Genomic DNA, 26,897 nt, shown 5'->3' on the forward strand with positions numbered 1-26,897 from the left:
GACTAATCTGGGCGTGTGCCTCCACGTACCGCTGTGTTCTTCCATGCCCACCCAGACGACGAGGCCCTGCTGACGGCGGGCACCATGGCGATGCTCGCGGCCGAGGGGCACCGTGTGGTGCTCGTCACCGCCACCGCGGGCGAGCGCGGCCTGGCCGACATCTCGCCGGGCGAGGCGCTGGGCGAGACCAGGATGAAAGAGCTCTACAAGTCGGCCGCCGTGCTCGGCTGCGCCCGCGTCGAGTGCCTCGGCTACGGCGACTCCGGGCTCAGCCCCAAGGGCGGCAGCGCCGAGGAGCGGCCCGACAACGCGTTCATGGACGCCGACGTCGAGGAGGCGGCCAAGGCCCTCGCCGCGATCCTCCAGGAGGAGCGGGCCGACCTGCTGGTCGGCTACGACCCGGCCGGCGGCTACGGGCACCCCGACCACGTGCAGGTGCACCGGGTGGGCAGGCGGGCCGCCGAGATCGCCGGCACCGGCATCGTCCTGGAGGCGACGGTCAACCGCGACCCGCTGGTGCGGCTGCTGAGGCTGGCCGGCCGGTTCTACCGGTTCCCGCCCGAGTTCGACGTGCGCACCTTCGAGAGCGCCTACTCGCCGGGCGAGGCCATCACCCACCGGGTCAACGTCCGCGGCTACACCCGGCAGAAGCGGGCCGCGATGGCCGCCCACGTCTCCCAGGCCAGCGGCGGCGACAGCGACCGCACGCTCGCCGTCATGCTGAAGGTCCCGCGCCCGCTCTACCGCCTGGTCTTCGGCACCGAGTGGTACGTCCGCCGCGACCTGCCGCCGGGCGCCCGGCTGCGTCATCCTTTCGACGGGTGGCCCAAGTAGTACCTCGGAGGGACGAGACAGCGGGCCGCGAGGCGGCAGACTGTACCCCGATGAAGAACAAGTGGCTGCAGATCGTCCTGTCCGCGCTCTCGCTCGCGCTGGCCGTGCTGCTGGTGGTCTACCTGCCGCAGATCGTGCACGCGCTCACGGGCAAGCCCGTGTCCTGGCGCGAGATCGGCGCGGTGTTCGGCGCGCTCGGCGTCGGCCAGATCGCCCTGATGACCGCGCTGTGGTTGCTGAGCCTGCTGGCCTACACGTTCGTGCTGACCAACTCGCTGCCCGGCCTGACCAACCTCCAGGGCCTGACGCTCAACGCCGCCGGCAGCGCGGTGAGCAACCTGCTGCCGTTCGGCGGCGCGGTGGGCGTGGCGCTGTCGTTCGCGATGACCAGGGGCTGGGGCTTCGCCAACCGGGCGATCGTGGTGATGACGCTGGTCAGCGGCATCTGGAACACCCTGTTCAGGTTCATCCTGCCGGCGGTGGGGATCATCGCGCTGCTCGTCGCCGGGCAGGCGCCCAACTCCACGGTGGCCAACGCCGGCTGGACCGGCGCCGTCTCCATCCTGGCGCTGTGCGCGGTGGTGGCCGCCGCCCTCTACTGGGACCGCGCCGCCGGCCTGCTCGGCCGCGCCCTCGACGGCCTCACCCGGCTGCTGCGGCTGCGCTGGCACGCCTCCGAGCACTTCCACAAGCTGCGGGCCGACACCGCCGAGATCGTCCGCACCCGCTCGCTCGGGCTGTCGCTCGGCATGGTGTTCTTCCTCGGCTTCCAGTGGGCGATCATGGCCGCGTGCATGCAGGCCACCGGCGCCTGGCCCGGCCTGGCCCAGTCGATCGCGGTCTTCGCGCTGTCGCGGGTGCTCACCAGCGCGCTCATCACGCCCAGCGGGGCCGGGATCATGGAGAGCGGCGTGGTCTTCCTCCTCACCGCCGCCTTCCACGTGCCGGCCGCGCCGGCCACCGCGACCGCACTGCTTTTCGGCTTCTGGACTTACACTATCGAGATCCCGTTCGGTGGCCTGGCCCTGGGCGCGTGGGCGCTGCTGCGCAGGCGCGGCGGCCGTGACACCGGCGCGGAGTCCCCGTCAGCGATCTCGAAGGCCCCCCAGTGACAATCCCAAACCCATCAAAGACCTTGTGCGTGATTCGTAGGCCCGCATAGCGTGGCGGCTGAAATGGTGGCGTTCCGAGTTCTGGGGCCAGTCGAGGCGTACGAACACGACGACGAGCTCGACCTGGGCGGGTTGCGGCAGCGGGCCGTCCTCGCCCGACTCCTCGTGGCCAGGGGTCAGGTCGTGCCTGTTGACACACTTCTTTACGATTTGTGGGACGACGACGCGGCCAAGGGCGCGCAGTCGGGCCTGCAGGTCTACATCTCCCGCCTGCGCAGGGTGCTGGAGCCCGGCCGCCCGCGTGGCGGCCCCAACCGCCTGCTGGTGACCGTGGCCTCCGGCTACGCGCTGCGGGTGGCGGCCGACCAGGTCGACGCGCTGCGCTTCGAGCAGCTCGTCCGGGCGGCGGGCGAGCACCTGGAGGAGGGCGATCCGCAGTCGGCGCGCGGCCGGCTGGAGAAGGCGCTGGGGTTGTGGCGCGGCACGCCGTACTCCGACTTCGCCGACCAGCAGTGGGCCGAGGCCGAGGTCAACCGGCTGACCGAGCTGCGCCTGGTGGCGCGCGAGCGGCACGCCGACACCGGGCTGCGGCTCGGCCTGCACGCCGAGACCGTGCCCGACCTGGAGGCGCTGACCACCGAGCACCCGCTGCGCGAGGAGGGCTGGCGGCTGCTGGCGCTCGGCCTCTACCGCTGCGGCCGGCAGGGCGACGCGCTGGCGGCGCTGCGCCGCGCCAGGAACATCCTGGCCGACGAGCTCGGCATCGACCCCGGCCCCGCGCTGCGCAAGCTGGAGTCCGACATCCTGGCCCAGTCGCCCGAGCTGGACCTGGCGCTCCCGGCGCGGCCCGCCCGGACGGCGCCGGCGGCCGGCGACACCTGGCCGCCCCGCCCGGCCGCCGCGGTCGAGCCGCCGCCGCTGGAGCCCGAGCCGTTCGTCGGCCGCGACGCCGAGCTGGCCCGGCTGACCACGGCGGCCTCGCGGACCGGCCGCTTCCAGGTCGCGGTGGTCTCCGGCGTGGCGGGCGCGGGCAAGACCACGCTGCTGCGCCGCCTGGAGGGCACGCTGGCCGGCGACGGCTGGATCACCGCCTCCGGCGCCTGCCCCGACTCCAGCGCCACCCCGCCCGGCTGGGCGTGGGTGGAGATCCTGCGCACGCTGGTCGGCGTGACCGGCGCGGGCGAGTACGCCCAGCTCCTCGCGCCGCTGCTGGACGACGCCGCGCCCGACCCCGACGAGGACGAGGTCTCCGGCGGCTTCCGCCTGCACCGCGCGGTCGGCGGCTACCTGGCCGGGGTGGCCAGGCGCGCCCCGGTGCTGCTGACGCTCGAAGACCTCCACTGGGCCGACGACCAGACGCTGGCCCTGCTGCGCGCGCTGCCCAGCCTGCTGGCCACCAGCCGGGTGCTGCTGGTGGTGACGTGCCGGGACGGCGAGCTGGACGACGCCCAGTCCGACGTGCTGGCCTCGCTGGCCCGGCTGGGCCCGGTGCGGGTCAGCCTGTCGGGGCTCGATCCCAAGGCCGTGGCCGAGCTGGTCAGGGCGACGTGCGTACGCGAGATCGACGAGGAGGCGGTCGAGTCGATCGTCGAGCGCACCGGCGGCAACCCGTTCTTCGTGCGCGAGACCGTGCGCCTGCTCGACTCCGAGGGCGCCGCCGACGCGGCCAGCGCCACGACGGTGTTGTCCCAGGTGCCGAGCGGCGTCCGCGACGTGCTGCGGCGGCGCATCTCGCGGTTGCCGTCCGGCGCGCAGCAGATCCTGCTGCAGGCGGCGGTGATCGGCCGCGACGTCGATCTCGACGTGCTGATCGCGGTCGCGGGCGACGAGGACGCGGTGATCGAGGCGGTCGAGGCGGCGCTGCTGGCCGGGCTGGTCACCGAGCCGGGTCCCGGGCTGCTGCGCTTCGACCACGACCTGGTGCGCGACACGATCTACTCCGACGCCTCCCGGCTGCGCCGCGCCCGCCTGCACGCCGCCGTGGCGGCGGTCATCGAGCAGCGCACGCCGTCCGACGTGGCCGCGCTGGCCCACCACTACTTCCTGGCCGACGCGGCCGACAAGGCGGTCCACTACGCGGGCCTGGCCGCCGAGCAGGCCGAGCGGCGCTTCGCCCACCGCGAGGCGGCCTCGCTGTGGGAGCAGGCCATCGCCGCGTTCGACCGCTCCCGCTCCGACGAGGGCGGCGAGCAGCCCGAGCGGGCCAAGGAGCGGCTGCGGCTCATGCTGCGCCAGATCAGGGCCCTGGCGGTGTGCGGCGACATGACGGCGGCGCGCGGGCTGCGCCGCCAGGCCATGGACATGGCGCTGCCCCTGGGCGACCTGGAGATCACCGCGAAGGTGGCGGCGTCGCTGGCCGTGCCACACAAGGGCATGGCCCGCGACTTCACCCGCACCGCGTGGGAGATCGTGGACGTCACCGAGCGGGCGCTCATCGAGCTGCCCGCCGGCGAGCAGCGGCTGCGGGCGAGCCTGCTGACGACGCTGGCGCTGGAGCTGGAGGGCTCCTCCTCGCCCGAGCGCGGGCGGGAGGCGTCGTTGCAGGCGCTGGAGCTGGCCCGGCAGAGCGGCGACCCGGCGCTGATCGCGGCGGCGCTGAGCGGGCGGCTGCGGCAGTCGTACGACATCCCGGCCGTGGACGCGCGCGAGAGCATCGGCAGGGAGCTGCTGGAGGTGGCGCAGCGCTCCGGCCAGATGGCCACGCAGGCGCTGGCCCACCTGGTGCTGCTGGAGTGCGCGGCGGCGCGCGGCGACTTCACGACGGCCGACGAGCACGCCGCCGCCGCCGACAAGCTGGCCAGGCAGTACGACCTGTCGGCCCCGGCCGCGGTGGTCGTCTGGTACAGCGGCATGCGGCAGATGATCGCCGGCGACTACGCCGGCGCCGAGCGCACCTACCGCGAGGCGGCCAGGATGACCCACCGGGCGGGCATGCTGGAGGGCCGCCAGGACCTGCCGCTGATCACCACGTTCTGCCTGCACCTGGTGGACGGCCGGGCGGCCGAGTCGGTCGAGCTGCTGGCCGACGCCCACCACCGCCGGGGCGCGAAGTGGACACTCGACGCCTACGCCCTGGCGCTGGCCTCGGCCGGGCACGTCGCCGACGCCAAGGCCGTGGCCGCCATCCGCCCGCCGGTGCGCCCCGACTTCCTGTACGAGCTGGCGATGACCTGGCGGGCGCTGGCCGGCATGCTGCTGGACGACCGGGAGCGGATGGTCGACTGCTACGACAAGCTCAAGCCGTTCGCCGACCGGGTGGCGGGCGCGGGCACCGGCGTGGTGGCGCTGTGGCCGGTGGCGCTGACGCTCGGCGACCTGGCCGTCCGCCTCGGCCAGCCCGACGCGGCCCGCGAGCATTACGAGAAGGCCCTGGAGGTGGCCGAGCGGGTCGGCGTGCCGCGCTGGGTCGAGGCGGCGCGGCGCTCGGTCAGCAGCTCACCTGGAAACGGGGGCTCGTGACGGTGCCGGCGCCATCGGCGCTCACCTCGACCCGGTACCAGCCCGGGTTGCCGGTGATCCGGGGCCGCCACTCGACCGCGCGCCGGGCGGCGGCGAAGCCGCCGTGCTCCGACAGGTAGGTGCGCCAGGTCCCGGTGGCGGGGCTCCAGCGCGACAGCCGCCAGCGGTAGAGCACGCCCTGGCCGGGGGCGGGCTCGGCGAGCAGGCTGCGGGCGACGTACGACTTCGCGCAGCCGGCCGCGCCGTCGGCCAGGGCGGCGACGGACACCTCGCCGGCCTGGCCGACGGCCGGTGCGTGCGCGGCGGCGGGGCCGGTGAGGGGCCGGGCCACGGGCACCTCGCGGGCCGAGAGCGTCACGGTGTGCTCGGGCCCGGTGGCCGAGCCGGCGTTGCCGTAGGCGGACAGGCCGACGTAGGCGCTGGTGAACGCCAGAGCGGCCACGAAGAGCTTGGCCGCGTTCGCGGTGCCGGCGGCCAGCACGGCCGCGCTTCTCGTCGTCGACATCGTCAACACCCCTTCTTGCTCGCCCCTAGAGTGGAGCGGGGTGGTTGAGCGCCGCTTATCCGCTGGTTGCACCCATTGCGGGTGACTTGCAGGGCAGCGGTGTGGTACTTACCTGCCGTGTGAAATAAGGTTAGGCTGGCCTAACGGTTATGGAGGGGACGGTGAGCCGGGAGATGAGACCTGCGTCGATCGCCGTCCCCGCCCCCGAGACGCCCTACTGGCTGAACCTGCCGTACTGGCTGGTGGGCGTCGTCCTCATCGCCGCCCTGTTCGGCGCGTTCCAGATCTACTACTGGGTCGGCCGCCGGCTCGGGGAGAAGCTCTACGAGTCGCGCGTCGGCCGCAAGGTGGGCCGGGCGCGCATCGAGGCGGTCGAGCGGGTCGTCGAGAAGTGGGGCGCGCTGGCCGTCTACGGCTGCTTCTGGGTGCCGGGGCTGCGGCACACCCTGCCCTGGGTCGCGGGCGCCCTGCGGGTCTCCTACCCCTGGTACGTCGTGGCCAGCGCGCTCGGCTGCCTGACCTGGGCGCCGCTGTGGTGGTTCGGCGGCGCCGCGGCCGTGTGGGGCTGGCTGCGGCTGGCCTCGCGCTCCCCCGTCGCCGCCGCCGTCGTGGCGGTGCTGGCCGTGGCCGCGGTCGCCGGGTTCGTCACGTGGCGCAGGAGGAAGCGGCGCGCCGCGGCCGGCGACGAGGAAGCCCTGACCGCCTAGCCCGCCCGCTCGCCGTGGCTGCGGTCGTCGATGACGGCCTCCGGGGCGCTCCTGCGCACGGTCTCGATGCCGTTCACGCAGGCGGCCTTGGTGGGGAAGCCCTCGCCCACCGCCAGCGTCTGCCCGTTGCCCGCCACCAGCGCGAACCGGTAGCCGCCCCGCCCGTCCTCGGTGATGATGAACCTGCCCGCCACGCCGCTCCTCCTTCGATCCACCATTCATTTACCCCCATGAGATGGGGTTTCATGGCGCTCTTGGGCAAACGAACCCTTGATCTCCTGACACCATGTTGAGCATGCGTATTGCGGGATTGATGGGCTCTGTCACGCTCGCCCTTCTTGTGGGCTTCGCCACTCCGGCCGCCGCGGCCGACGCTCCCAGCGTCCGGGCGACCTCGGCGTACGTGGTGGACTCGGCGGGAACGATCCATTACCAGAAGCGGCAGACGCGGCGGATGCCGGTGGCGAGCCTGGTCAAGGTCATGACCGCGTACGTCGTCCTGCGCGAGGCCCGCCTGGGAGACACGGTCACGGTCACCGCCACCGACGTGAAGTACGCCGCCAGGAACGGCGCCACGACGGCCGGGCTGAAGAAGGACGAGCGCCTCACGGTCAGGGACCTGCTGTACGGGCTCATGCTGCCCTCGGGCGCCGACGCGGCCAACGCGCTGGCCCGCCGCTACGGCCCCGGCAAGACCGCCTTCGTGGCCAAGATGAACCGCACCGCCCGCGCCCTCGGCCTGGCCGACACCCGTTACACCAACCCCGACGGCATGCCCACGCCCGCCGACGGCGGCTACTCCACCGCCGCGGACCAGGTCAAGCTGGCCCAGCGGGCGCTGGAGAACGGCACGTTCAGGACGATCGTCGGCACCAGGGCGTACAAGGTGGGCAAGACCGCCGTGCACGGCGCGCACACCTGGCGCAACTCCAACAAACTGCTGTCGCGGACCCAGGACGTGCTGGGCGTCAAGACCGGCTTCACCTCGAAGGCGCAGTACTGCCTGCTGTTCGCCGGCGAGCGCAACGGCCGGCAGGTGGTGGGCGCGCTGCTCCACGACGGGCCGGAGCGCCGCTTCTCCACCGCCGAGAAGCTGCTCGACTACGCCGGGGAGCAGATCGCGGGCGGCTGAGCGCCGGCCGGACGTCACGCGTCCCGTGCCGCCAGCTCACACCGGTGGCACCGACATCGGCAACTTGCGAAGATTAAAGTCACGAACCCGCTTTGCGCCCCTACCGTCGTGGGTAGGGTGGATATCTCTCCCGGCAAAAGGAAGCTTCATGGCGGAATTCATCGAGGTCCGCACCACGGTCGAAGGCCATGAGAAAGCGGCCGCCCTGGCGCACGAGATCCTGCGCGCGGCCCTGGCGACCTCCATCGACATCGACGAAGTGCCCTCCCCGACCGCTTCCGCCGGGACACCCGCCTGGCAGCTCACGCTGATCACCACCGACGGGCAGGCGCCCGCGCTGGAGGAGCTGATCAGGGCGTCCGACCAGGCCGGGACGGTCGACAGCCGGCCGGTGACGTACGACATCGACAGTTACCCCGACTGGCTGCCCGACCGTCCCTGACCGGGCTTCTGGACCGGGCTTCCGGGCCGGGCTCCTCCGCCCCCGCCCGCCGGCGGGGACGGAGCCGCGCTCAGCCCTTCAGGCGCTCCTCGACCGCCCGGCGGCGGAAGGTCTGCGCCCCGGCACGGTGCACGGCGGCCTTCACCAGGCCGAAGATCGCCCCCTGGATGGTGGCGGCGATGAGCACCTCCGCCCATCCGCGCTGCAGGTCACCGGCGTCCGGCGCGTCGTCCTGCCCCGACGCCGCCTTCCACACCCGCTTGAACAGCGAGGCGGCCAGTGAGCCGCTGAGCATGCCCATTCCCAGCGATACGGCTTTCTCCACGGGTTGCATCTCACCTCTCCTCACGACGCTGTCTGCCCGTGCCCCGTGTGAGCCGTCTAAACCCCGGTCAGGCGACCGGGCGGATCCGGTGGCCGATCTTCCCTGAGCGCAGGGCTGGTCGGAGGGCGGCGCGGCGGCGACGTCGCCGTCCGGGCAGGGGAGGAACACGCGCACGTCCCCCAGGGTGAGCCCGGCGGCGGCAGGTGGCGGATGCCGACGGTCCTGCTGCGGTTGCTCGGCGATGAGGTGAGGCTCATGCCGCGATCGTCCAGCCCTGACGCCGGCGGCAAGGTCAAGAGCCGCCGTTCCGCATCAGGCCGTGGCAGGCGATGGCCGCGGCGGCCACCACGTTGAGGGAGTCCACCCCTGAGGCCATCGCGGCCGGGCTCATCCGGATGCACACCGGCTCGTCGGCCTCCTCCAGCCATCGCGACGACAAACCGTCGCCCTCCGAGCCCAGCAGCAGCGCCACCCGGTCCGTCAGCTTGACGGCGTCCAAAGGGGTGACGGCCTGGTCGGGGGTCAGCGCGAGCGTGCGGTAGCCCGCCGCGCGGAGCTGGTCGAGCCCCGTGAACCAGTCGTCCATCCGCGCGTACGGGATCGAGAACACCGCTCCCATCGACACCTTCACCGCCCGCCGGTACAGCGGGTCGGCGCAGCGCGGGGACAGGACGATCCCGTCCACCCCCAGCGCGGCGGCGCACCGGAAGATGGCGCCGACGTTGCCGTGGTCCACCAGGTCCTCCAGGACCAGCAGCCGCCGCGCCCCGCCCGCCGGCAGGCCCGCCAGCAGGCCCGCCACGGACGGCAGCGGAAGGCGCTCCATCGAGGCCAGCGCGCCGCGGTGCACCTGGAAGCCGACGATGCCGGACATGATCTCGTCGCTGACGACGTAGACGAGGGCGTCGCCGAGGACGTCGGCGAGGGAGGGCAGCCAGCGGCGGGTGGTCAGGACCGAGCGGACGGGGTGGCCGGTGCCGATGGCGCGCCTGATGACCTTCTCGCCCTCGGCGAGGAAGAGGCCGCGCTCGGCCTCCAGGCTCTTGCGCAGCTCGACGTCCCGCAGCCGGGTGTAGTCGGAAAGGCGCGGGTCGTCGGCGTCGGTGACGTACTCAAGCACCTCTCGATACTGCCAGCGCTTCGATACTGCCGGCGCTCACGCACCGCCCGGCACGGCCGGGCCGCGCCGCCTGACCTGCCAGAGCGTGGCGTAGCAGGCCAGGACCAGGCACAGGCCGACGACCGTGCCCGCGCCGGTCTTGGTGATCACGCTGGGCAGGCCGAGCGCCGGGCTGGGCTCGTCCACCAGGGGCCACAGCAGCGCCCCGGCGACGACGCCCGCCGCGCAGGCCGCCAGCACGCCGGCGCGGGCCCGCGCGGAGATCGCCAGCCGCTCCGGCACCGGCGCGGGCGCCATCCTGGCCAGGCCCCGCCACGCCCACCACACGACGACGGCCAGGCCGATCGCCGAGGAGGTGTACTGCAGGAACCGGAACAGCGGCAGCACCCCGAAGACCTCGGCCGACAACCAGCCGCCCCACCGGACGGGCCCCGTGGAGTGGGTGAAGGAGTCCCAGACCACGTGGGTGGCCGCGCCGATCACCGCCCCGGCCAATACGGACGGCAGCCGGAGCCGGCCGGGGGACAGCAGCGCGGCCCGGCCCGCCAGCGCGGGCGGCAGCAGGGCGATCAGGGGGTCGCGCAGGAGGTGGTGGAACAGGAGCACCAGCAGCACGGCCGCGGCTGGATCGATGGTGAGCACGCCGATCCAGGAGTGCCAGTCGGCGTAGTCGGGCAGGAACGGCAGGAAGATCGGCAGGTCGGGCGCCATCGCGCCGGCGGCCAGGGCCCACGGGTCGGCGAGCCGGCGCACCCGGGCCGCCGAGATCAGCGGCACCACCGCCGCGATGTGCGCGGGCGTGAACGGCATGGATCCTCCCCGGGGTGAGCCCTCATTATCGGCTCGATCTTGACCATCCTTTGCCGGGGGTGTCCCGCAATCACATAGGGTGACGGGTACATCACTCATCGCGGCCGGCGGCCCGACAGCCGGAAAGTTCGGAGGTTCGTGGTGCCTGACCAGCGGATTCATGAGCGTCCCTCGGTGTCGGCCGAATGGCTGGGCGACGCCCGCGCGGCCCGCGTCCTGGCCCTGGTCACGCTGGCCTGGCTGGGCGCCGAGAGCACGCTCGGCCTGATGGCCGGGGTGGCGGCGCACTCGGTGGCGCTCATCGGATGGGCGCTGTCCGCGCTGGTGGAGGCGGCGGCCAGCCTGATCGTGCTGTGGCGGTTCACCGGCTCGCGTACGCTGTCGCCGCGCGCCGAGGGCACGGCCCGGCGGGCGGTCGCGGTGAGCTGCTGGCTGCTGGCCCCCTACCTGGTGGTGCACGTGGCCTACGACCTCGGCGAGGGGCAGCGGGCGGCGCCGAGCGCGCTCGGCGTCGCGGTGACGGCGGTCAGCCTGGTCGGCATGCCGCTGCTGGGCCTGACCAAGCGGCGGCTCGGCCGGCGGCTGGGCTCGGCCGCGACGGCGGGCGAGGGCACCCAGAACCTCATCTGCGGCGCCATGGCGGCCGGGGTGCTGGCCGGGCTCTGGCTCAACACGCTGGGCTGGTGGTGGGCGGATCCGGCGATGGCGGTGGCGCTCGCGGCGGTCGCGGCACGCGAGGGCGCGCGGGCCTGGCACGGCCACGCCTGCTGCCACTGACCCCACATCGGCCCACATCGGCCCCGCACCGGCCCCGCACCGGCCCCACATCGGCCCCGCCCGGTCACAGCGCGTCATCAGCGCACCAAAAGGGGTGTTTTGCACCAATGACCGCACCGAGTATCGTTCCCCGAGTATTGCGGAGCATCTCCCTCTAGGGTCTCCGGAAGGTCTCGACACACCGAAGAGGACATCGTGGGGCGACACCGCACAGACGAGCTCGACGGCGGATACCGGGCCAGCGAACCCCCCTCGCGCCGGAGGGCGCGCACCAGCCGGGGCCGGGTGCTCGTCCCGCTGGCCGGCGCGGTGGCGCTGGCCGTGCTCCTCGGTGTGGCCGCGTTCGTCATCTTCAACCGCGACCACGACTGCTCGGGCGGCAAGCTCCCGCTGCGCGTCGTCGCCACCCCCGACATCCAGCCGGCGCTCAACAAGATCGCCGGTAACTACAACAAGGCCATGCACTCCATCGACAGCAAGTGCGTGGACGTGACGGTGGCCAAGGAGCCGGCGACCAGGACCGCCAACGCGCTGGCCGCGGGCAAGGCGAGCGCCGACTTCTGGGTGGCCGACTCCAGCCTGCTGCTGGAGAGCGTGCGCGCGACCGGCAGCGGCGGCGCCGAGCTGCCCCAGCCGGAGGGCTCCGTCGCGCTGTCCCCCGTGGTGCTGGCGACGGCCAGGACGTCGGCGGCGAAGCTGGAGGGCACGCTCAAGCCGAGCTGGACCGCCATGATCGAGGCGGCGAACGTGGCCAACGTGGACGGCCCCGGCAGGAAGGTCCGCGTGCTCGCCCTCGACCCGCAGAAGAGCTCGGCCGGACTCGCCGCGCTCATGGCCGCGGCGGGCGCCGCCAAGGCGGCCAAGCAGGACAAGGCGCTGGTGGGCGCGCTGAAGGAGCTGTCGGGGCAGCTCGCCTCCGACTCCTCCGCGCTGCTGGCCAGCCTCACCGTGAAGTCGGGCAGCCGGGTGCCGGTGGGCGTGGCCTCGGAGCAGGCCGTCTACTCCCACAACACGCGCAAGCCCGAGGCGCCGGTCATCGCCCTCTACCCCGAGGAGGGCACGCTCAGCCTCGACTACCCGATCATGGTCCTCACCAAGGACCCGCAGACGCTCAAGGCGGCGGCCGGCTTCAAGAAGGAGCTGACCGGCGAGCCGGCCAAGAAGGTCCTGCGCGACGCGGGCTTCCGCAGCACCGACGGCAAGGCCGGCGACGCGCTGTCGAAGGAGAAGGGCTTCACGCCGGCCGCGCCGCAGGCCCTCACCCCGCCCGACGCGGCGGCCGTGGCGCGGATGGTGCAGACCTGGTCCCGGCTGAACCTCGGCACCCGGCTGCTCACGCTGCTCGACGTCTCCGGCACGATGGCGCTGCCGGTGCCGGGCACGGGCATGACCCGCATGCAGGCCATCAACAAGATCGCCACCGAGGGGCTCGGCCTCTTCCCCCCTGACTCCGAGATGGGGTTGTGGACGTTCTCCACCCATCTCGACGAGCGCGGCCGGGACTGGAAGGAGCTGGTCACGGTCGGGCCGGTCAGCGAGCAGATCAACGGCACGCTGCGCAAGGACATCCTGGTCAGGACGTTCGCCCAGATCCAGGCCAAGGCCACCGGTGACACCGGGCTGAACGACACGGTCAAGGCCGCCTACACGCAGCTGACCAGGACGTACAAGGAAGACAAGATCAACACGCTGCTGATCCTGACGGACGGCGCGGGCAACGACGACCCCGACGGCGGCCTGTCCAACGCCGGGCTGCTGCAGTTCCTCAGGAGCACCTACAACCCGAAGCGGCCGATCAGCATCCTGCTCATCGCCTTCGGGCCGGAGGCCGAGAAGGGCAAGCAGCAGATGGACGCGCTGGCCAGGGCCACGGGCGGGGAGGCGTACATCGCCAAGGACGTCCTTCAGGTGCGGGACTTCTTCCTCCAGGGCATGGAACGCCGCCTCTGCACGCCGAACTGCGACGGCTGATCCCCGGGCCGATCCCCCGAGGTGATCCCGCCGCCCGCCATGCCTGATGGGCATGGCGGGCGAACCCTCCCGAACAGGGACGCGTCCTCTCCGCGTGGGGCTCACGTGCCCGTCTACCTCGGGGAGGAAGTCCGTGCCCGGATGGCCGCGCATCGATCGCGCCGATGACCACGACCTGGCGGAGGCCCTGCGGCACGCGGACACCGGCGCCCCCGCCAGGCTCTTCGACGCCTACGGCGAGCGGCTCCACGACTACGCCTGCCGCCTGGCGGGCGAGCCCGAGCCGGCCGCCGACGCCGTGCACGACGCCCTGGTCACCGCCCACGGATGGGTGGAGCGGCTGAAGGAGCCGGCCCGGCTGCGGCCCTGGCTGTACGCGCTGACCCGCTCCCAGGTCGGCGCCCGGCTGGCGCACCGCGGCACGCCGCCGCAGGACCCGCCGCTGCCCGACCGGGACCGGGAGCCGGACCCCGAGCTGGCCGACCTGGTGCACGAGACGCTGGGCGACCTGGGGGGCGTGGACCGCGAGGTGCTGGAGCTGTCGCTGCGCCACGGCCTCACCGCGTCCGAGGTGGGCGCGGTGCTGGCGCTGACCTCGCGGCAGGCCGCGGCCCGGCTGGGCAGGGCCCGCGAGCGCCTGGAGCTGGCGGCCGCGGCCGTGGTGCTGGCCAGGACCGGCCGGGCGCACTGCCCGGACCTGTCGGCGATGGTGGACTCCTGGGAGGGGCCGCTCACCCCGCTGCTGCGGCGGCGGTTGTCCGGGCACATCGGCGGCTGCGAGGTGTGCACCGAGCGGCGGCGCCTCCAGGTGGACGCCGGGCGGCTGCTCGACCTGGTGCCGGTCGCGTACCCGCCGCTCTCCCTGCGCCGCCGGGTGGTCGAGACCTGCCTCGGCCCCGAGCACGAGCAGGCCCGCACGCTGATCATGGAGCGCGGGGACGGCTTCGACCGGGCCGGCTTCCCGACGGCGGGCAAGGCCGGCCTTCCGGCGGCGAGCGGCCGCCGCTCGCGCCGCCACGGGCCCGACGGGCCCGGCAGGGCAGGCGGAGCAGGCGGCGCAGGCGGCGCGGGCAGGGCGGGCGGGCCCGGCGAAGCGGGCAGGGCAGGCGGAGCAGGCGGAGCGGGCAGGGCGGGCGGGCCCGGCGAAGCGGGCAGGGCGGGCGGAGCAGGCGGAGCGGGCAGGGCGGGCGGGCCGGACGAAGCGGGCAGGGCGGGCGGACGGCGCGGGCGGCGCGGCGGGCGGCGTCTCGCGCCGGTGGTGCTGGCCGGCGCGGGCGTGCTGGTGGCGACGAGCACGGTGATCATGCTGAACGGCGGCGTACCGAAGGGCGTGCTGGACGGCGGGGTGGACGGCCGCGGGGCGGCCGGCACGACGGCGCCGCGGCTCGCGCCCACCTCACCGGCGCCGCCCGCGGACGAGGACCGCCCGGCCTCCGGCCCGGTGCCGGACCGGCACGGCCTGACGCCCCCAGCGACGCCGGGGACCCCCTCGCCCTCCCCCCGGCCCACGTCCGGTGACCGCTCCGAGGCCACGCCCCCGGCCGCCCGGCCCGCCACCCGGCCTGCCGCCCGGCCCACCCGGGCGCCGGCCCGCGCCTCGCGCCGCCCGCTCCCCGCCGCCCGGCTCGGCGTCTCCTGCCCCGGGGACGTCGAGGAGGCGGCCAGGATCGCGCTCAGCGCCCGCGGCGCCGCCGTGTCCTGGGTGGCGACCGCCTCGCGGGGGCTGGAGGTCTCCCCCGCGAGCGGATCGATCAAGGCCGGACGCTCGGCGCGGATCCTGGTGACGGTGACCGATCTCACCGGCGCGGGCACCGGCCGGGTGGCGTTCACCTCGAACGGCGGCACCGCGAGCTGCACCCTGACCTGGGACGGCCACCGGCCCGATCCCTCCGGCCCGCCCGGCGACGACCGCGATCCCGATCCCACGCCCTCCGAGCCCCCGCCCTCCCCGACCGGCATGTCCACTTCCGCGATGGTGGGAGGGAAAGAGGAGTAAAGCGGGCACCAACTCACAGGAGACTCACATTTAAGCGACATATGGTGATAAAGCGGACCCCCGGCTCGTGAATCCGGCACTAGGTAGGGCATTCTGGTGTGCTTGGAGACCGCGCCGGGGCAGGAGAACGCTTGACCGTGTGTTGAAGGTCACACAATAAATCTCGGCCTGCCGGTAAACCGGAGCGCGTCGCCAAGCGTCGGCATTGACGTGTCCGGGCGCGGATTGGTCCCATGAACTGGCGATCAATCGCGCTGTAGCCAGTCGAGTGCAGAAGAGAGACGAAGGAAGATGCTCAAGCAACACCGCAGGGCCCTCGCCTGGGTGGTGGGGCTGGCCTGTGTCGCGGGAGCGGTGGTGGCCCTGCTCGACATCCAGACGCCGCTGCGGCCCTTCCTGATCTCCCTGTTCCTGCTGGTGGTACCGGGAGCGGCCGTGGTGGGACTGTTGCGTGATCGTGACCCGCTGGCGGCGCTGTCCGTCGGAGCCGCGGCAAGTCTCGTCATGAACGTCCTGCTCGCCGAGGCCATGTTGCTCTTCGGCGCGTGGTCCCCGAGGGCCGGCGTGGCGACCGTCGCCGTGCTGGGTGGATTCATGTACGTGCTCCGCGTCTTGTACCGGGGGAAGAACATGCAGACCGAACAGGGGGCCAGGGCAAGGTGAACATCCAGGTAGTCCGGCCGGGAGAGCTCGGCGAGTCCGAGCGGGCCCGATGGCGCGAGCTCCAGAAGGCCGACCCCAGCTTGGACAACCCGTTCCTGTCGGTCGAGTTCGCCGTCGCGATGGACCGCTTGCGCGACTACGTGAGGGTGGCGGTCATCACCGACGGCGGCCGGATCGCCGGCTTCTTTCCCTACGAGCGGCACAGCTTCGGCATCGGCAAGCCGCTCGGCGGCTTCCTGACCACGTGCCACGGCCTGATCGCGGGCCCGGACCTGCGGCTCGACGCCAAGGCCCTGCTGCGGGCCTGCAAGCTCAGCGTCTTCGACTTCGACCACCTGGTGGCCGGCCAGCCGACGTTCGCCCCGTACGAGCAGGACGTGCGCCCGGCCCCGGTCATGGACTTCACCGCGGGCTTCGACGCCTGGCTGGAGCAGGTGAAGGCCAACTCCCCCAAGAACCTCAAGACCGTCCGCTACAAGGAGCGCAAGCTCGGCCGCGAGCAGGGCGAGCTGCGCTTCGCCTGGTCCTCGCCCGATCCCGAGGTCCTGAAGATCCTGCTGGCGTGGAAGTCGGACCAGTACCGGCGCACCGGCCGGGTGGACCGTTTCGCCCAGCCGTGGATCGTCGAGCTGACCGACATGATGCATGCCGAGAACTCATCGGACTTCGCGGGCGTGCTGACCATGCTGTATGCCGGTGACGTCCCGGTCGCCGGACATTTCGGTCTCCGTACGGCCACCACCCTTGTAGGGTGGTTCCCCGCCTACGACACCGAGTACGCCCGGTACTCGCCCGGCATCGTCCACCATCTGCAGATGGCCGAGGCCGCCGCGAAGTCGGGTCTGCACATGGTGGACATGGGCAAGGGCGGCAAGGAGTACAAGGACTGGCTGAAGAGCGGCACCTTGTACGTCGCCGAAGGCCGCGTGTCACGTCCGTCCCCCTCGGCGGCCGTGCACTGGATGGGCCGAACTCCCTTCAACAAGGCCCGAACAATTGTCATGGACCGACCGTCTCTCTATAAGGCGGCCGACCGTGTCTTGAAGGGCTTCGGTCGGGTGCGCACCTCGATGCAGCAGCAACAGGAGCCGCCCAACGCAGTAGCGAACGAAGCGACGGGAGCGCGCTGACCGCTCCCACAGCAGCATCCCCCAGCAGCACGGCACCCCCGTACACCCTCACTCCACAGGACCCTCCGATGCACCCTTCACCGGCATCGTCGTCCCCGCAGCACCCGGGGGCGGCTCCGTCCGGCTCGCAAGGGAGGGTCCCGGAAGGATATTCCTCGCCATGAGTCCCGAGATCACCAAGCACAACGGCAAGGTCCACGCCTCGCCCCTCCGCTCCATGCCACCGCCCTCCAGCTTCACCCCCGTCACACCGCACGTGGCCATTTCCCCGACGGTGAGCGTGGTCGTCCCGGCGATGAACGAGGCGGAGAACCTGCCGCACGTCTTCGCCACGATCCCGCAGTGGGTGGACGAGATCGTGCTCGTCGACGGCAACTCCACCGACGACACGGTGGCGGTGGCCAAGCGCCTGCGTCCCAACGTCAAGATCGTCACCCAGACGGGCAAGGGCAAGGGCGACGCCCTGGCCGCCGGCTTCGCCGCCTGCACCAGCGACATCATCGTGATGATCGACGCCGACGGCTCGACCGACGGACGCGAGATCATCAACTTCGTGGGCGCGCTGGTGACCGGGGCCGACTTCGTCAAGGGCTCGCGGTACGCCTCCGGTGGCGGCAGCGACGACCTGACGCTGAACCGGCGCCTGGGCAACAAGATCCTCACCGGCATCGTCAACGTGATGTACAACACCAAGTACACCGACCTGTGCTACGGCTACAACGCCTTCTGGGCCCGCCACCTGGACGTGCTCAACCTCGACTGCGACGGTTTCGAGGTCGAGACGCTGATGAACGTGCGGGCGGCCAAGGCCGGGCTGAAGGTGCACGAGGTGCCGAGCCACGAGCGCAACCGCATCCACGGCGAGAGCAACCTGCACGTCGTGCGGGACGGCTTCCGCGTCCTCAAGACCATCCTGAAGGAGTGGCGCCGCCAGCCCGGCACTCCGCAGCCCGAGCCGACGGCCCGGCCCGCCGCCGACCGGGGTGTCGCGTAACTCCCTGCGAACCCCCATAAAGAGGAACGTTGTGAACACGTCTGTTGTCATCTGCGTCTACACCGAGGAACGGTGGGAGGACATCAGGCAGGCAGTCGAGTCGGTCGAGAACCAGACACGCCCGGCACACGAGCTGATCCTGGTGGTCGACCACAACCCCGACCTGCACCTCAAGCTCAAGCGCGAGTACCCGCAGGCCATCGTGGTGGAGAACGTCCACGAGAAGGGGCTGTCCGGCGGCAAGAACACCGGCGTCGAGACCGCCAACGGCGAGATCGTCGCCTTCCTCGACGACGACGCGGTGGCCGGTCCGGGATGGCTGGAGGCTTTGGAGGAGGGCTTCCAGGAACCCGGCGTGGTCGGCGTGGGCGGCCGCACCGAGCCCTTGTGGGCCTCGGGGCGGCGGCCCGGCTGGTTCCCCCATGAGTTCGACTGGACGGTCGGCTGCACCTACCGGGGCATGCCCGAGGTGCGGGCGCCGATCCGCAACGTCATGGGCGGCAACGCCGCCTTCCTGCGCGACGCCGTGTCCGAGGTGGGCGGGTTCCACAGCGGCATCGGGCGCAGCGTGCAGGGGCGCAAGTCGCGCCCGCTGGGGTGCGAGGAGACCGAGTTCTGCATCCGGCTGAGCCAGCGCAAGCCCGGCTCGGTCATGCTGTTCGAGCCGCGCGCGGTCATCGGCCACAAGGTGCCGGCGGCGCGGGAGCGATTCGCGTACTTCAGGTCGCGCTGCTACGCCGAGGGGCTGTCGAAGGCCCTGGTGACGCAGGAGGTCGGCACGCAGGACGGGCTGTCCAGCGAGCGCGCCCACGCGTTCAAGACGCTGCCGCTGGGCGCGCTGCGCGGGGTCGGCGAGGCGCTGCGCGGCGACCTCGGCGGGCTCGGCCGCGCCGGCGCGATCGTCGTCGGGCTGGTCTGGACGGCGTGGGGCTACGCGGTGGGCACCGCGCGGCTGAAGGCGGCCCGGTCATGATCCGCGTACCGATCCTGATGTACCACTCCGTCACCGACGCGCCGAACGACGGGACCAGGCCGCACGCGGTCCGCCCCGCCGACCTGGAGGAGCAGCTCGATCACCTGAAGGGCGCCGGCTTCACCCCGCTCACCCTGGGCGACCTGGTGGCCGCGCTCAACAGGACCGACGGTCACAGCGTGCCGGACAAACCGGTCGTGCTGACCTTCGACGACGGCTACGCCGACTTCCACAGCCACGCGCTGCCGCTGCTGGAGCGTTACGGCTTCCCCGCCACGGTCTTCCTGACCAGCGGCTGGGTCGCCGACGCGGGCACCGAGGCCGCGGGCCGGCCGCTGGACGCCATGCTCTCCTGGGGCCAGGCGCGCGAGGCCGCCCAGACCGGCATCGAGATCGGCGGCCACAGCCACAGCCATCCGCAGCTCGACCAGCTCCGCGACGAGGAGCTGCGGCAGGAGCTGCGCAGGAACAAGGGCCTGCTGGAGGACAAGATCGGCGCACCGGTGGCCACCATGGCCTACCCGTACGGGTACAGCAGCGCCCGCGTACGCCGCGAAGTACGCAAGGCCGGATACTTCGCCGCCTGCGCCGTGAGCAACGCGATCGCCGCCGATCGCCACGACATGCTCGCCATCCCCCGGTTGACGGTCGGCAGGGGCACGACCATCACCATGTTCAAGCGCGCCGTCGAAGGCAACGCCGTACCCCTCATCTACCTGCGCGAGCGCGTCCTCACCAAGGGGTACGCCGTCGTGCGGCGCACGAGGTACGGGCTGCGGCGGGTGCGCGGCAATGTCTAGCATCCGGAGCAGGATCCTCCACGATCTGCGCAACCCGCTCTTCCGCCAGGGTTACGCCCTCATGGCGAACACCGTCGTCACCGGCGTGCTCGGCATGGGCTACTGGCTGCTGGCGGCCCACTACTACACGCCCGAGGAGTTCGGGCGCGGGCAGGCCGTCATCACCGCGATGCGGCTGTTCGCGTCGCTGACCGCGCTGGGCTTCGTCGGCGCGCTGGCCCGCTACCTGCCGGTGGCGGGCCGCCGCACCCCCGAGCTGATCCTCAGGGGGTACGGGCTGGCCGCCGCCACCGGGGGGGTGGCGGCGCTCGGCTTCCTGCTGACCCTGCCGATGTGGGGCAAGACGTACCAGGTGCTGGGCGGGTTCGGGCCCGGGTTGTTCTTCCTGGCGTCCGTGCTGGTGTGGGCCGTGTTCACGCTGCAGGACGTGGTGCTGACCGGGCTGCGCCGGGCCACCTTCGTGCCGCTCAACAACCTCGTCTTCGGCGTGGTCAAGATGGGGCTGCTGGTCGCGCTGGCGGGCGCGCTGCCCGAGGGCGGGATCTTCGTCTCCTGGATGATCCCGACCGCGCTCGCGCTCATCCCGGTCAACTGGCTGATCTTCGGCTTCGTCGTGCCCCGGCACGTCAAGCAGGCCGACCCGGCGCAGGAGCCGCCGCGGCTGCCGGAGATCGGGCGCTTCCTGGCCGGCGACTTCCCGGGGACGCTGTCCATCCTGGCGATCGTCTACCTGGTGCCCGTGGTGGTCGCCACGCAGGTGGGCGAGGCCACCTTCGGGCGCTTCTCGATGGCCCACACGCTGGCCAGCATGATCGAGCTGCTGGCCATGAACATGGCCGTGTCGCTGACCGTCGAGGGCTCCTTCGACCAGGCGCGGCTGGCCGAGAACTGCCGGCGGGCGCTGCGGCGGGCGTTCATGATCGTGACGCCGATCATCGCGGTGGCGATCCTGGGGGCGCCGCTGATCCTGACCATCTTCGGCTCGGAGTTCGCCGAGGAGGGCACGCTGCTGCTGCGGCTGATGTCGCTGGCCGTGCTGCCGCGGGTGCTGATCGAGGTGTACCTGAGCGCGCTGCGGGCGCAGAGCAGGGCGCGGGCGCTGGCGGCCGTGCAGATCGGGCTCGCCGTGCTCGTGCTGGTCTCCACGCTGGTGCTGTTCCCGTTCGCGAGCGTGAACGCCGTGGGGTTCGGGCTGCTCTTCAGCGAGCTGCTCATGGCACTTTTGATCTTTGGAAAGCTACGTAAAATTCTCAAATTCGACCAAACCGGGCGCGAGACTGTCACCCAGGGGTTGTCCGGGGCCTCATGATGGTCAGCGTGAGGCAACGGGACGGCGATGGCAGGACAAAGGGGATCACCGGGTCCGCGGACGTACACGAGGAACCGAACCCGCATGGGGACCCCGACATGCATGGGGACCCCGATATGCATGGGGACAAGGAGGAGTCGGACGTGCCCTTCGATCCGGACGCTACCGGGATCATCCCGAAGCTGACGTTCGACGAGGGGCCCGCCGACCGCACCCCCGATGAGCCGGCCGGCACGGACACCCCTGAGGAGAGCGACGCCGACGAGCGCGCCGCCGACCAGACCATCACCTTCCGCATCCCGGGCCCCCTCCGCATCGGCCACCCGCCGACGACGGACGACCCGGCGACGGACGACCCGGCGACGGACGACCCGGCGACCGCGGGCACGGTCTCCATGCCCATCCAGCACCCCGACCCCGCAGGCGAGGCCCCGAGGGCCGACACGCCCGAGGACGAGGCTCCGGTGGGCGAGGGCCCCGCAGGAGAGGACCCGACGGCCGAGGGGCCGTCCGCGGCGGAGACGACGCGCGCCGTCCCGAAGGGGCCCGCCGTCGGCTTGAAGAGCACCGCCGGTGATTCCAGCACGCCCGTCACCGAGCCGGGCCGTCCCGCCCGGAAGACACCCGCCACCGGAACGACCCCTCCCGCACAGGCAGGGGACGACACGACGAAGAGCGAGGCTCCGGCGGAGGCCGGGTCGTCGGGGACGCGGGCGGGGAAGCCGTCCCCAGCGGGCACCGAGGAGCCGGCGCCCGCGCCCGGAGACGGGACACCCCCGAGGGACGAGACCACGCCGGAGGACGACACGCTGCCCACCGCGCTGATGACGGCGGTGGAAGCGGTGGAGGCGGTGGAGGCGGAGGTATCTCCGGTCGCTCCTGTGCCCGCGTCCACGCCCGAGCCCGCCCCCGCCCCCGCTCCCGCGCCCGTGCGGGCCAAGGGGCCGGGCGGGTGGTTCGGGGCGTTGCTGGCGGGTGCGCCCAAGTGGCTTCCGGTCGTGCTGGTGCTCGAGGGCCTGGCCATGTACGTCCTCGCCCTCAAGGTCCCCCCGGGGCCCTTCCGCGGCGTGGATCCCCAGGAGATCGACGGTCTCGGCCTGATCTCGGCCCTGCCCGCCACGGCGTTCCTGGCCATCCTCATCATGATCGTGTCGTTCTTCGTCACGGTCGCCCAGAGCACGGACCGCAAGTTCCTGCTGCTGTTCCAGATCGCCGCCATCACCTTCGCGCTGCACGGCGCGGGTGCCCTGGTGGCGGCGGAGCCGCGCTTCCCCACGGCCTACATCCACGCCGGTTTCGTGGAGTTCATCAGCAGGACCGGCGAGAGCGCCATCAGCATCGACGCCCGCATGGGCTGGCCCGGCTTCTTCGCGTTGTTCGCGTTCGTCACGAAGGCGGCCGGCATCCAGGACATGACGACGATCCTCCAGTGGACGCCGCTCCTGTCCAACCTGCTCTATCTGCTGCCGTTCGTCCTGATCCTCCGCCAGGTGGTGGCGACGACGCGGGCGCGCTGGTTCGCGGCCCTGCTGTTCGTCCTCGTGCAGTGGATCGGCCAGGACTACTTCTCGCCGCAGGGCTTCACGTTCGCGCTGTACCTGGCGTGGGTGGCGATCCTGCTGCGCTGGTTCGGACGGGTGGAGCCGCGCACCAAGCCGGTCCCCGCCAAGGGGCTGCGCAGGCTGCTCGGCAGGCTGGACGCCATGACGCCGGGCGAGCTGGCCAACACCGGCACCTACCGCGCCGACAAGCTGCTCATGCTCATGCTGCTGGTGGCGCTGTTCCTGGCGTCGGTGGCCTCGCACCAGATCACGCCGTTCATGATGCTCGGCGTGGTGACGGCGTTCCTGATCTTCAAGCGGACCTCGCTGACCTGGGCGCTGCCGTTCTTCCTCGGGCTGGCGGTGCTGGCCTGGATCAGCTACATGACGGTCGGCTTCTGGTCCAGCCAGATCGACACGATCTTCGGCGGCCTGGGCAACATCCTGCAGAACCTGCGCAGCAACACCGGCGACCGCATCGAGGGCACCGACCCGGCCCACGCGATGGTGTTGCAGGCGCGGCTCGGCATCCTCGTGGTGATCCTCAGCCTGGCGGCGACCGGGCTGCTGCGGCGGCTGCGGCGCGGGGTGTTCGACCGGTCGGCGCTGATCCTGCTGTGCGTGCCGGTGCTGGCGCTCGGCCTGCAGAGCTACGGCGGCGAGATCGGCCTGCGGATCTACATGTTCGCGCTGCCGGGCGCCTGCCTGCTGGCCGCGTACGCCTTCTTCCCCAACCTGCCGGCCGACAGCGCCGACGTGCGCGAGGAGACGGTGCCGCTGCGCCGGCGGAACGTGCGCTTCAACCCGCAGCTCACCAGGAAGGTCTCGGTCGTGCTCGCGGCCTGCTTCGCGGTGCTGTTCGCGTTCGCGTTCCTGCTGGCGCGCTACGGCAACGAGAAGTTCGAGCGGGTCACCACCGGCGAGGTGGCGGCGCTGCATTACGTCTACGAGCACGACAAGCCGAGCGCCCGCGTGCTCTACCTGGTGCCCAAGCTGGGCCCGGAGGTCACGCCGACCCTGCCGTGGGGCGAGCGGGACGTCGAGATCGCCACCTTCAACGTGCAGGCGCTGGTCCACAAGGACCCGACGCTCATCGCGGACGCGGTCAAGGCGCTGCGCGAGCAGCCGCGTAATTCGTACCTGATGGTCAGCCGCGGCCAGGTGAGCTACCTGCAGCTCAACGAGGGCTATCCGGCCGACTGGGGCGAGCGGTTCCGGGCGGCGCTGGACGCCTCGCCGGACCTCAAGCGGGTCTTCGCCAACGAGGACGCGGCGCTCTACACGTGGAAGAAGTTCGTGCGCGGCACGGAGACGCCCGACCCCCGTCCCTACAAGTCGGGAGCCGGCGATCCGACCTCGCCCTGGACCCCGGTCGGCATCGCCGCGCTGGGCCTGACGTGGGTGGCGCTCTTCGGGTACGAGATCATCCGCCTCAACGGCCCGGACCGGGCCAGGAAGACCCGCAGGCGGCTGCTCTATCTGGCGGTACCGTCCTTTGTGGTGGCATTCGCCGTGATCATCGAGCGCTTCATCTACATCTCACAAAATAACTGAATTCCCAGGAAACGCTCAGGTTGTGCGGGATGATAAGCCCTGCGATGAGGACACACAAGACACATCCTGCCATCCTGGACGCGCCACCGGCCGCCACCCCCGTCGTGGCCGCGCGGATCGCTTCTGTCGACGCCCTGAGGGGCTTCGCCCTGCTGGGCATCCTTGTCGTGAACATCGCCTTCCTGGCCTCCGGCTACCGGATGGCCGGGCTGGCGGAGCCCGCGTTCGACGCGCCGCTGGACTGGGGCGTGCGCTGGGGCGTGACGCTGTTCCTGGAGAACAAGTTCTACCTGCTGTTCTCCTTCCTGTTCGGCTACAGCTTCACGCTCCAGCTCGGCTCGGCCGCCCGGCGGGGCCACCGCTTCGTGCCGATGTTCCTGCGCCGGCTGGGCGGGCTGTTCCTGCTGGGGCTGGCGCACGCGGTGCTGCTGTTCCCCGGCGACATCCTGACGACGTACGCGGTGGCCGGTCTCGCCCTGCTGGCGCTGCGCCGGATCACGCCCAGGACGGCGATCCTGCTCGCCGTGGGCCTGACGGTGCTGCTGGCGCTCGCGTTCGCGCTGCTCGCCGTCCTGACCTCGGCGGGGCTGGACGTGACCCACAGGGTCGCGGAGACGGCGCTGGAGGCCCGCCAGGCGGACACCGCGCTGGGCGGGACGGCCGGGCAGATCGTCTCCGAGCACCTGCGCAAGTTGTCCCTGATCCTCGTCCTGCGCGTGCTCTTCCAGGGGCCGGCGGTGCTGGCCGCCTGCCTGGTCGGCCTGGCGGCGGGCAAGCTCGGCGCCCTGCGCGACCCCGCCTCCCACGTGGCCGTGCTGCGCCGCCTGCAGTGGACGGGCTTCACGGTGGGCCTGGCGGGCTCGCTCTTCTACACCGCGTCGGCCTGGAACGGGACCGTCCACAAGTTCTGGGGCGAGGCGGTGGACCTGGTGACCGCCCCGCTGCTGGCGGCGGCGTACGCGGCCACATTCCTGCGGCTGCTGCCGCACCTGCCGCGCGTCGCCCACGCCCTGGCCGCGCCCGGCCGGATGGCCCTGTCCAACTACCTGGCGCAGTCGCTGATCTGCTCGCTGGTCTTCACCGGGTACGGCCTCGCGCTGGTGGATCGGGTCAGCCCGCCGCGGGAGGTGCTGATCGCCTGCGCGGTCTTCGCCTGCCAGGTCGTCTACAGCCACTGGTGGCTCGGGCGGCGCCGGTACGGGCCGGTGGAGTGGTGGCTGCGCTACCTGACGTACTGGCGCAGGCCGGAGGTCACTCCCCGCCCCGGCCCGACCACTTGATCTCGTAGGGGGCCAGGCCGACCTGGCGGCCGTCCACGGTGGCCGTCACCTGCTCGCCCGCCGTGTTCACCAGCACCATCTGGCGCTCCTGGGCCAGCGCCTTGACCCGCGGGTCGGAGACCTGGACGCCGGCGAGCGGCACGCCCGACGGGAACCACTTGGCGAAGCCGCTCAGCAGCCCGGCCATCGGCAGCTCGCCGCCCTCGTTGGGCGTCCACAGGCAGCCGGGGCACTCGCCCGCGCCCTTCTGCTGCGGGTTCCAGTAGAGGGCGGTGGTCACGCCGCTCCTGGCGAACTCCATGAGGGCCGCCGCCTGCACCGCCGTGCGCTTGTCCTCGTTCCAGCCGGAGTTCTCCGGCTCGACGTACCACTCGGCCCACCAGACCGGCAGGTCGCCGCTCTGTTCGCGCAGCCAGGCGGTGATCGCGCCGAACTTGCCCACGGCGGCGAAGTCGTCGGGAACGTTCCCTTTGTCGGTCGTCATGGTGGCGCCGTCCACGACGATGAAGTCGGCGCCCTTCTTGTGCTGGATCCAGTACTTGATCCCGTCCAGCGCCCGCTGGTCCACCGTGCCCCAGGACCCGCTCAGCTCCGACGTCCCGGACGCGCCCGAGCTGCTCCCGATCGGCATGTAAGGCCCGCCCACCTGGATGGTCTTGTCCACCTTCTTCAGCGCGTCGTAGACCTTGTTGTACATCTCGGTGTAGCCGCGGGCGTCCCACTGGTTGGCGGTGGTGTCCCAGAAGCCCTTGAACTCGTTCCACACCATGTAGTGCTTGACCGTCGGGTACTGGCGGGCCACCCGCGCGGCCAGCGCGGCGAAGTCGTCGAAGTGCTCGGGCTCGGGCGCGACGGTGTGGTTCTTGCTCCAGTCGGTACGCCCGGCCTGCCCGCCCTTCATCCAGTCGGGCGCGCAGCACAGCGTGATGACGGGCACCGCCCGCGACGAGGACATGAACGTCAGCCGCCGGTCGAGGTCGCGGAAGTTGTACTGGCCGGGGCTCGGCTCCGGGTTGCCCACGCCCCAGCCCATGATGTGCTGGTTCTGCACCATCGGCACCCGCCCGAACAGGCCCCTGGCCTGCTCGGCGACCGGTGCCGGCTCGTTGTCGGCGCTGTACTGGGTGTGCGTGACGCCCCACCGCGGCCAGGAGTCGAGCATGGGCGGCGCCTCCAGGGTGGGGGCGGGCGCGGCGGGCTGGCCGGTGGCGACCTCGCTGCCGGCGAACCCGCCGTCCTCGCGGGTCTTGGAGTGCATCGAGGTGTAGACCATGATGCCCGCGACCAGGACGACCGCGAGGATGCCCGCGCCCACGGCGATGGGCCAGGGCGATCGCCGGCGCGCGTGCCGGCCGTCGGTCGGGATCACGGGAGGCTCCTCACGAGGTCGCGGACGTGGATGAGGGCCGGGCTGCAGCCTGGCCCTCCTTAACCTAACCGGTCCGCTTGCATGCGACTTGCCA

General features: G+C 72.2%; 23 protein-coding genes. 17 read left to right on the forward strand and 6 right to left on the reverse strand.

Translation table 11 applies throughout. The annotated features are described in order from the left end of the window. Positions 1-15: 15 nt before the first annotated feature. The 3 genes from AB0H75_RS23055 to AB0H75_RS23065 all read left to right on the forward strand — a co-directional run bounded on the left by AB0H75_RS23055 (position 16) and on the right by AB0H75_RS23065 (position 5,405). Positions 16-834: a PIG-L deacetylase family protein gene (locus AB0H75_RS23055; RefSeq protein WP_367799205.1), complete on the forward strand. Its 819-nt coding sequence runs from the start codon at positions 16-18 to the stop codon at positions 832-834. A gap of 50 nt (positions 835-884) precedes the next feature. Next, entirely contained in the window at positions 885-1,946 is a 1,062-nt protein-coding gene (locus AB0H75_RS23060; protein WP_367799207.1) for a lysylphosphatidylglycerol synthase domain-containing protein, read from the forward strand. A 63-nt stretch (positions 1,947-2,009) separates the two neighbouring features. Beyond that, a complete protein-coding gene (locus AB0H75_RS23065) occupies positions 2,010-5,405 on the forward strand; it encodes a BTAD domain-containing putative transcriptional regulator (protein WP_367799209.1) in 3,396 nt (1,131 codons plus the stop codon). Here AB0H75_RS23065 and AB0H75_RS23070 read toward each other — a convergent pair. Further along, a complete protein-coding gene (locus AB0H75_RS23070; protein ID WP_367799211.1) occupies positions 5,374-5,910 on the reverse strand; it encodes a hypothetical protein in 537 nt (178 codons plus the stop codon). The genes AB0H75_RS23065 and AB0H75_RS23070 overlap by 32 nt on opposite strands. 161 nt (positions 5,911-6,071) lie before the next feature. On the opposite strand from AB0H75_RS23070, the gene AB0H75_RS23075 reads away from it, so the two are divergent. Beyond that, complete coding sequence (locus AB0H75_RS23075) at positions 6,072-6,617, forward strand: DedA family protein (RefSeq protein WP_367799213.1); 546 nt, start codon at positions 6,072-6,074, stop codon at positions 6,615-6,617. Here AB0H75_RS23075 and AB0H75_RS23080 read toward each other — a convergent pair. Next, positions 6,614-6,811 carry a YegP family protein gene (locus tag AB0H75_RS23080; RefSeq protein WP_367799215.1) on the reverse strand — a complete coding sequence of 66 codons (198 nt, stop codon included), beginning with the start codon at positions 6,809-6,811 and terminating at the stop codon, positions 6,614-6,616. The two genes, AB0H75_RS23075 and AB0H75_RS23080, sit on opposite strands and share 4 nt — an antisense overlap. 101 nt (positions 6,812-6,912) lie before the next feature. Between AB0H75_RS23080 and AB0H75_RS23085 the strand changes: the two genes are divergently transcribed. Together AB0H75_RS23085 and AB0H75_RS23090 are read left to right on the forward strand one after the other, a co-directional pair. Beyond that, complete coding sequence (locus tag AB0H75_RS23085; RefSeq protein WP_367799217.1) at positions 6,913-7,749, forward strand: D-alanyl-D-alanine carboxypeptidase family protein; 837 nt, start codon at positions 6,913-6,915, stop codon at positions 7,747-7,749. Positions 7,750-7,897: 148 nt separating this feature from the next. Then, positions 7,898-8,191, forward strand: coding sequence for a hypothetical protein (locus AB0H75_RS23090; RefSeq protein ID WP_367799219.1), 294 nt, complete (start codon positions 7,898-7,900; stop codon positions 8,189-8,191). 70 nt (positions 8,192-8,261) lie between these two features. Here AB0H75_RS23090 and AB0H75_RS23095 read toward each other — a convergent pair whose 3' ends face one another. From AB0H75_RS23095 to AB0H75_RS23105, 3 genes are all read right to left on the reverse strand, one after another. Next, positions 8,262-8,525: a DUF4235 domain-containing protein gene (locus AB0H75_RS23095; RefSeq protein ID WP_367799221.1), complete on the reverse strand. Its 264-nt coding sequence runs from the start codon at positions 8,523-8,525 to the stop codon at positions 8,262-8,264. A 283-nt stretch (positions 8,526-8,808) separates the two neighbouring features. Further along, entirely contained in the window at positions 8,809-9,636 is an 828-nt protein-coding gene (locus AB0H75_RS23100) for a TrmH family RNA methyltransferase (RefSeq protein ID WP_367799223.1), read from the reverse strand. A 36-nt stretch (positions 9,637-9,672) separates the two neighbouring features. Continuing rightward, on the reverse strand, positions 9,673-10,446 hold the full coding sequence (locus AB0H75_RS23105; RefSeq protein ID WP_367799225.1) for a DUF4184 family protein: 774 nt from the start codon (positions 10,444-10,446) through the stop codon (positions 9,673-9,675). Positions 10,447-10,620: 174 nt separating this feature from the next. On the opposite strand from AB0H75_RS23105, the gene AB0H75_RS23110 reads away from it, so the two are divergent. The 11 genes from AB0H75_RS23110 (at position 10,621) to AB0H75_RS23160 (ending at position 25,434) form a co-directional block, all read left to right on the forward strand. Beyond that, the gene (locus AB0H75_RS23110; RefSeq protein ID WP_367799227.1) at positions 10,621-11,223 is read left to right on the forward strand and encodes a hypothetical protein; all 603 of its coding nucleotides are present in this window, start codon (positions 10,621-10,623) and stop codon (positions 11,221-11,223) included. Between the two features lie 195 nt (positions 11,224-11,418). Next, complete coding sequence (locus AB0H75_RS23115; protein ID WP_367799229.1) at positions 11,419-13,194, forward strand: substrate-binding domain-containing protein; 1,776 nt, start codon at positions 11,419-11,421, stop codon at positions 13,192-13,194. A gap of 133 nt (positions 13,195-13,327) precedes the next feature. Beyond that, entirely contained in the window at positions 13,328-15,190 is a 1,863-nt protein-coding gene (locus AB0H75_RS23120; RefSeq protein WP_367799231.1) for an RNA polymerase sigma factor, read from the forward strand. Positions 15,191-15,481: 291 nt separating this feature from the next. Next, positions 15,482-15,853, forward strand: a complete 372-nt coding sequence (locus tag AB0H75_RS23125; RefSeq protein WP_367799233.1) for a hypothetical protein — start codon at positions 15,482-15,484, stop codon at positions 15,851-15,853. Then, complete coding sequence (locus AB0H75_RS23130) at positions 15,850-16,983, forward strand: GNAT family N-acetyltransferase (RefSeq protein WP_367799235.1); 1,134 nt, start codon at positions 15,850-15,852, stop codon at positions 16,981-16,983. The genes AB0H75_RS23125 and AB0H75_RS23130 overlap by 4 nt, the downstream gene beginning before the upstream one ends. A 160-nt stretch (positions 16,984-17,143) precedes the next feature. Beyond that, positions 17,144-17,977, forward strand: coding sequence for a glycosyltransferase family 2 protein (locus AB0H75_RS23135; protein WP_367799237.1), 834 nt, complete (start codon positions 17,144-17,146; stop codon positions 17,975-17,977). 31 nt (positions 17,978-18,008) lie between these two features. Then, positions 18,009-18,950, forward strand: a complete 942-nt coding sequence (locus AB0H75_RS23140) for a glycosyltransferase family 2 protein (protein WP_367799238.1) — start codon at positions 18,009-18,011, stop codon at positions 18,948-18,950. Further along, a complete protein-coding gene (locus AB0H75_RS23145) occupies positions 18,947-19,750 on the forward strand; it encodes a polysaccharide deacetylase family protein (RefSeq protein WP_367799240.1) in 804 nt (267 codons plus the stop codon). The genes AB0H75_RS23140 and AB0H75_RS23145 overlap by 4 nt, the downstream gene beginning before the upstream one ends. After that, positions 19,743-21,059, forward strand: a complete 1,317-nt coding sequence (locus AB0H75_RS23150; protein ID WP_367799242.1) for a lipopolysaccharide biosynthesis protein — start codon at positions 19,743-19,745, stop codon at positions 21,057-21,059. Before AB0H75_RS23145 ends, AB0H75_RS23150 begins: the two co-directional genes overlap by 8 nt. 143 nt (positions 21,060-21,202) lie before the next feature. Then, positions 21,203-24,154, forward strand: a complete 2,952-nt coding sequence (locus AB0H75_RS23155) for a hypothetical protein (protein ID WP_367799244.1) — start codon at positions 21,203-21,205, stop codon at positions 24,152-24,154. A 44-nt stretch (positions 24,155-24,198) separates the two neighbouring features. Then, positions 24,199-25,434 (forward strand): DUF418 domain-containing protein, encoded by a 1,236-nt coding sequence (locus AB0H75_RS23160; protein ID WP_367799245.1) that lies wholly within the window; start codon positions 24,199-24,201, stop codon positions 25,432-25,434. On the opposite strand, the gene AB0H75_RS23165 is transcribed toward AB0H75_RS23160, so the two are convergent. Next, complete coding sequence (locus AB0H75_RS23165; RefSeq protein WP_367799246.1) at positions 25,406-26,803, reverse strand: xylan 1,4-beta-xylosidase; 1,398 nt, start codon at positions 26,801-26,803, stop codon at positions 25,406-25,408. The genes AB0H75_RS23160 and AB0H75_RS23165 overlap by 29 nt on opposite strands. Positions 26,804-26,897 lie beyond the last annotated feature (94 nt).

It is taken from the genome of Nonomuraea sp. NPDC050783 (assembly GCF_040802095.1).
In the GTDB taxonomy this organism is placed as follows: domain Bacteria; phylum Actinomycetota; class Actinomycetes; order Streptosporangiales; family Streptosporangiaceae; genus Nonomuraea.

Excerpts from the sequence above, each read along its gene's own strand:
- AB0H75_RS23060 (WP_367799207.1), top strand. The coding sequence starts at position 885 with ATGAAGAACAAGTGGCTGCAGATCGTCCTGTCCGCGCTCTCGCTCGCG.
- AB0H75_RS23065 (WP_367799209.1), top strand. The coding sequence starts at position 2,010 with ATGGTGGCGTTCCGAGTTCTGGGGCCAGTCGAGGCGTACGAACACGAC.
- AB0H75_RS23070 (WP_367799211.1), bottom strand. The coding sequence starts at position 5,910 with ATGTCGACGACGAGAAGCGCGGCCGTGCTGGCCGCCGGCACCGCGAAC.
- AB0H75_RS23085 (WP_367799217.1), top strand. The coding sequence starts at position 6,913 with ATGCGTATTGCGGGATTGATGGGCTCTGTCACGCTCGCCCTTCTTGTG.
- AB0H75_RS23090 (WP_367799219.1), top strand. The coding sequence starts at position 7,898 with ATGGCGGAATTCATCGAGGTCCGCACCACGGTCGAAGGCCATGAGAAA.
- AB0H75_RS23095 (WP_367799221.1), bottom strand. The coding sequence starts at position 8,525 with ATGCAACCCGTGGAGAAAGCCGTATCGCTGGGAATGGGCATGCTCAGC.
- AB0H75_RS23105 (WP_367799225.1), bottom strand. The coding sequence starts at position 10,446 with ATGCCGTTCACGCCCGCGCACATCGCGGCGGTGGTGCCGCTGATCTCG.
- AB0H75_RS23125 (WP_367799233.1), top strand. The coding sequence starts at position 15,482 with ATGCTCAAGCAACACCGCAGGGCCCTCGCCTGGGTGGTGGGGCTGGCC.
- AB0H75_RS23135 (WP_367799237.1), top strand. The coding sequence starts at position 17,144 with ATGAGTCCCGAGATCACCAAGCACAACGGCAAGGTCCACGCCTCGCCC.
- AB0H75_RS23145 (WP_367799240.1), top strand. The coding sequence starts at position 18,947 with ATGATCCGCGTACCGATCCTGATGTACCACTCCGTCACCGACGCGCCG.
- AB0H75_RS23150 (WP_367799242.1), top strand. The coding sequence starts at position 19,743 with ATGTCTAGCATCCGGAGCAGGATCCTCCACGATCTGCGCAACCCGCTC.
- AB0H75_RS23160 (WP_367799245.1), top strand. The coding sequence starts at position 24,199 with ATGAGGACACACAAGACACATCCTGCCATCCTGGACGCGCCACCGGCC.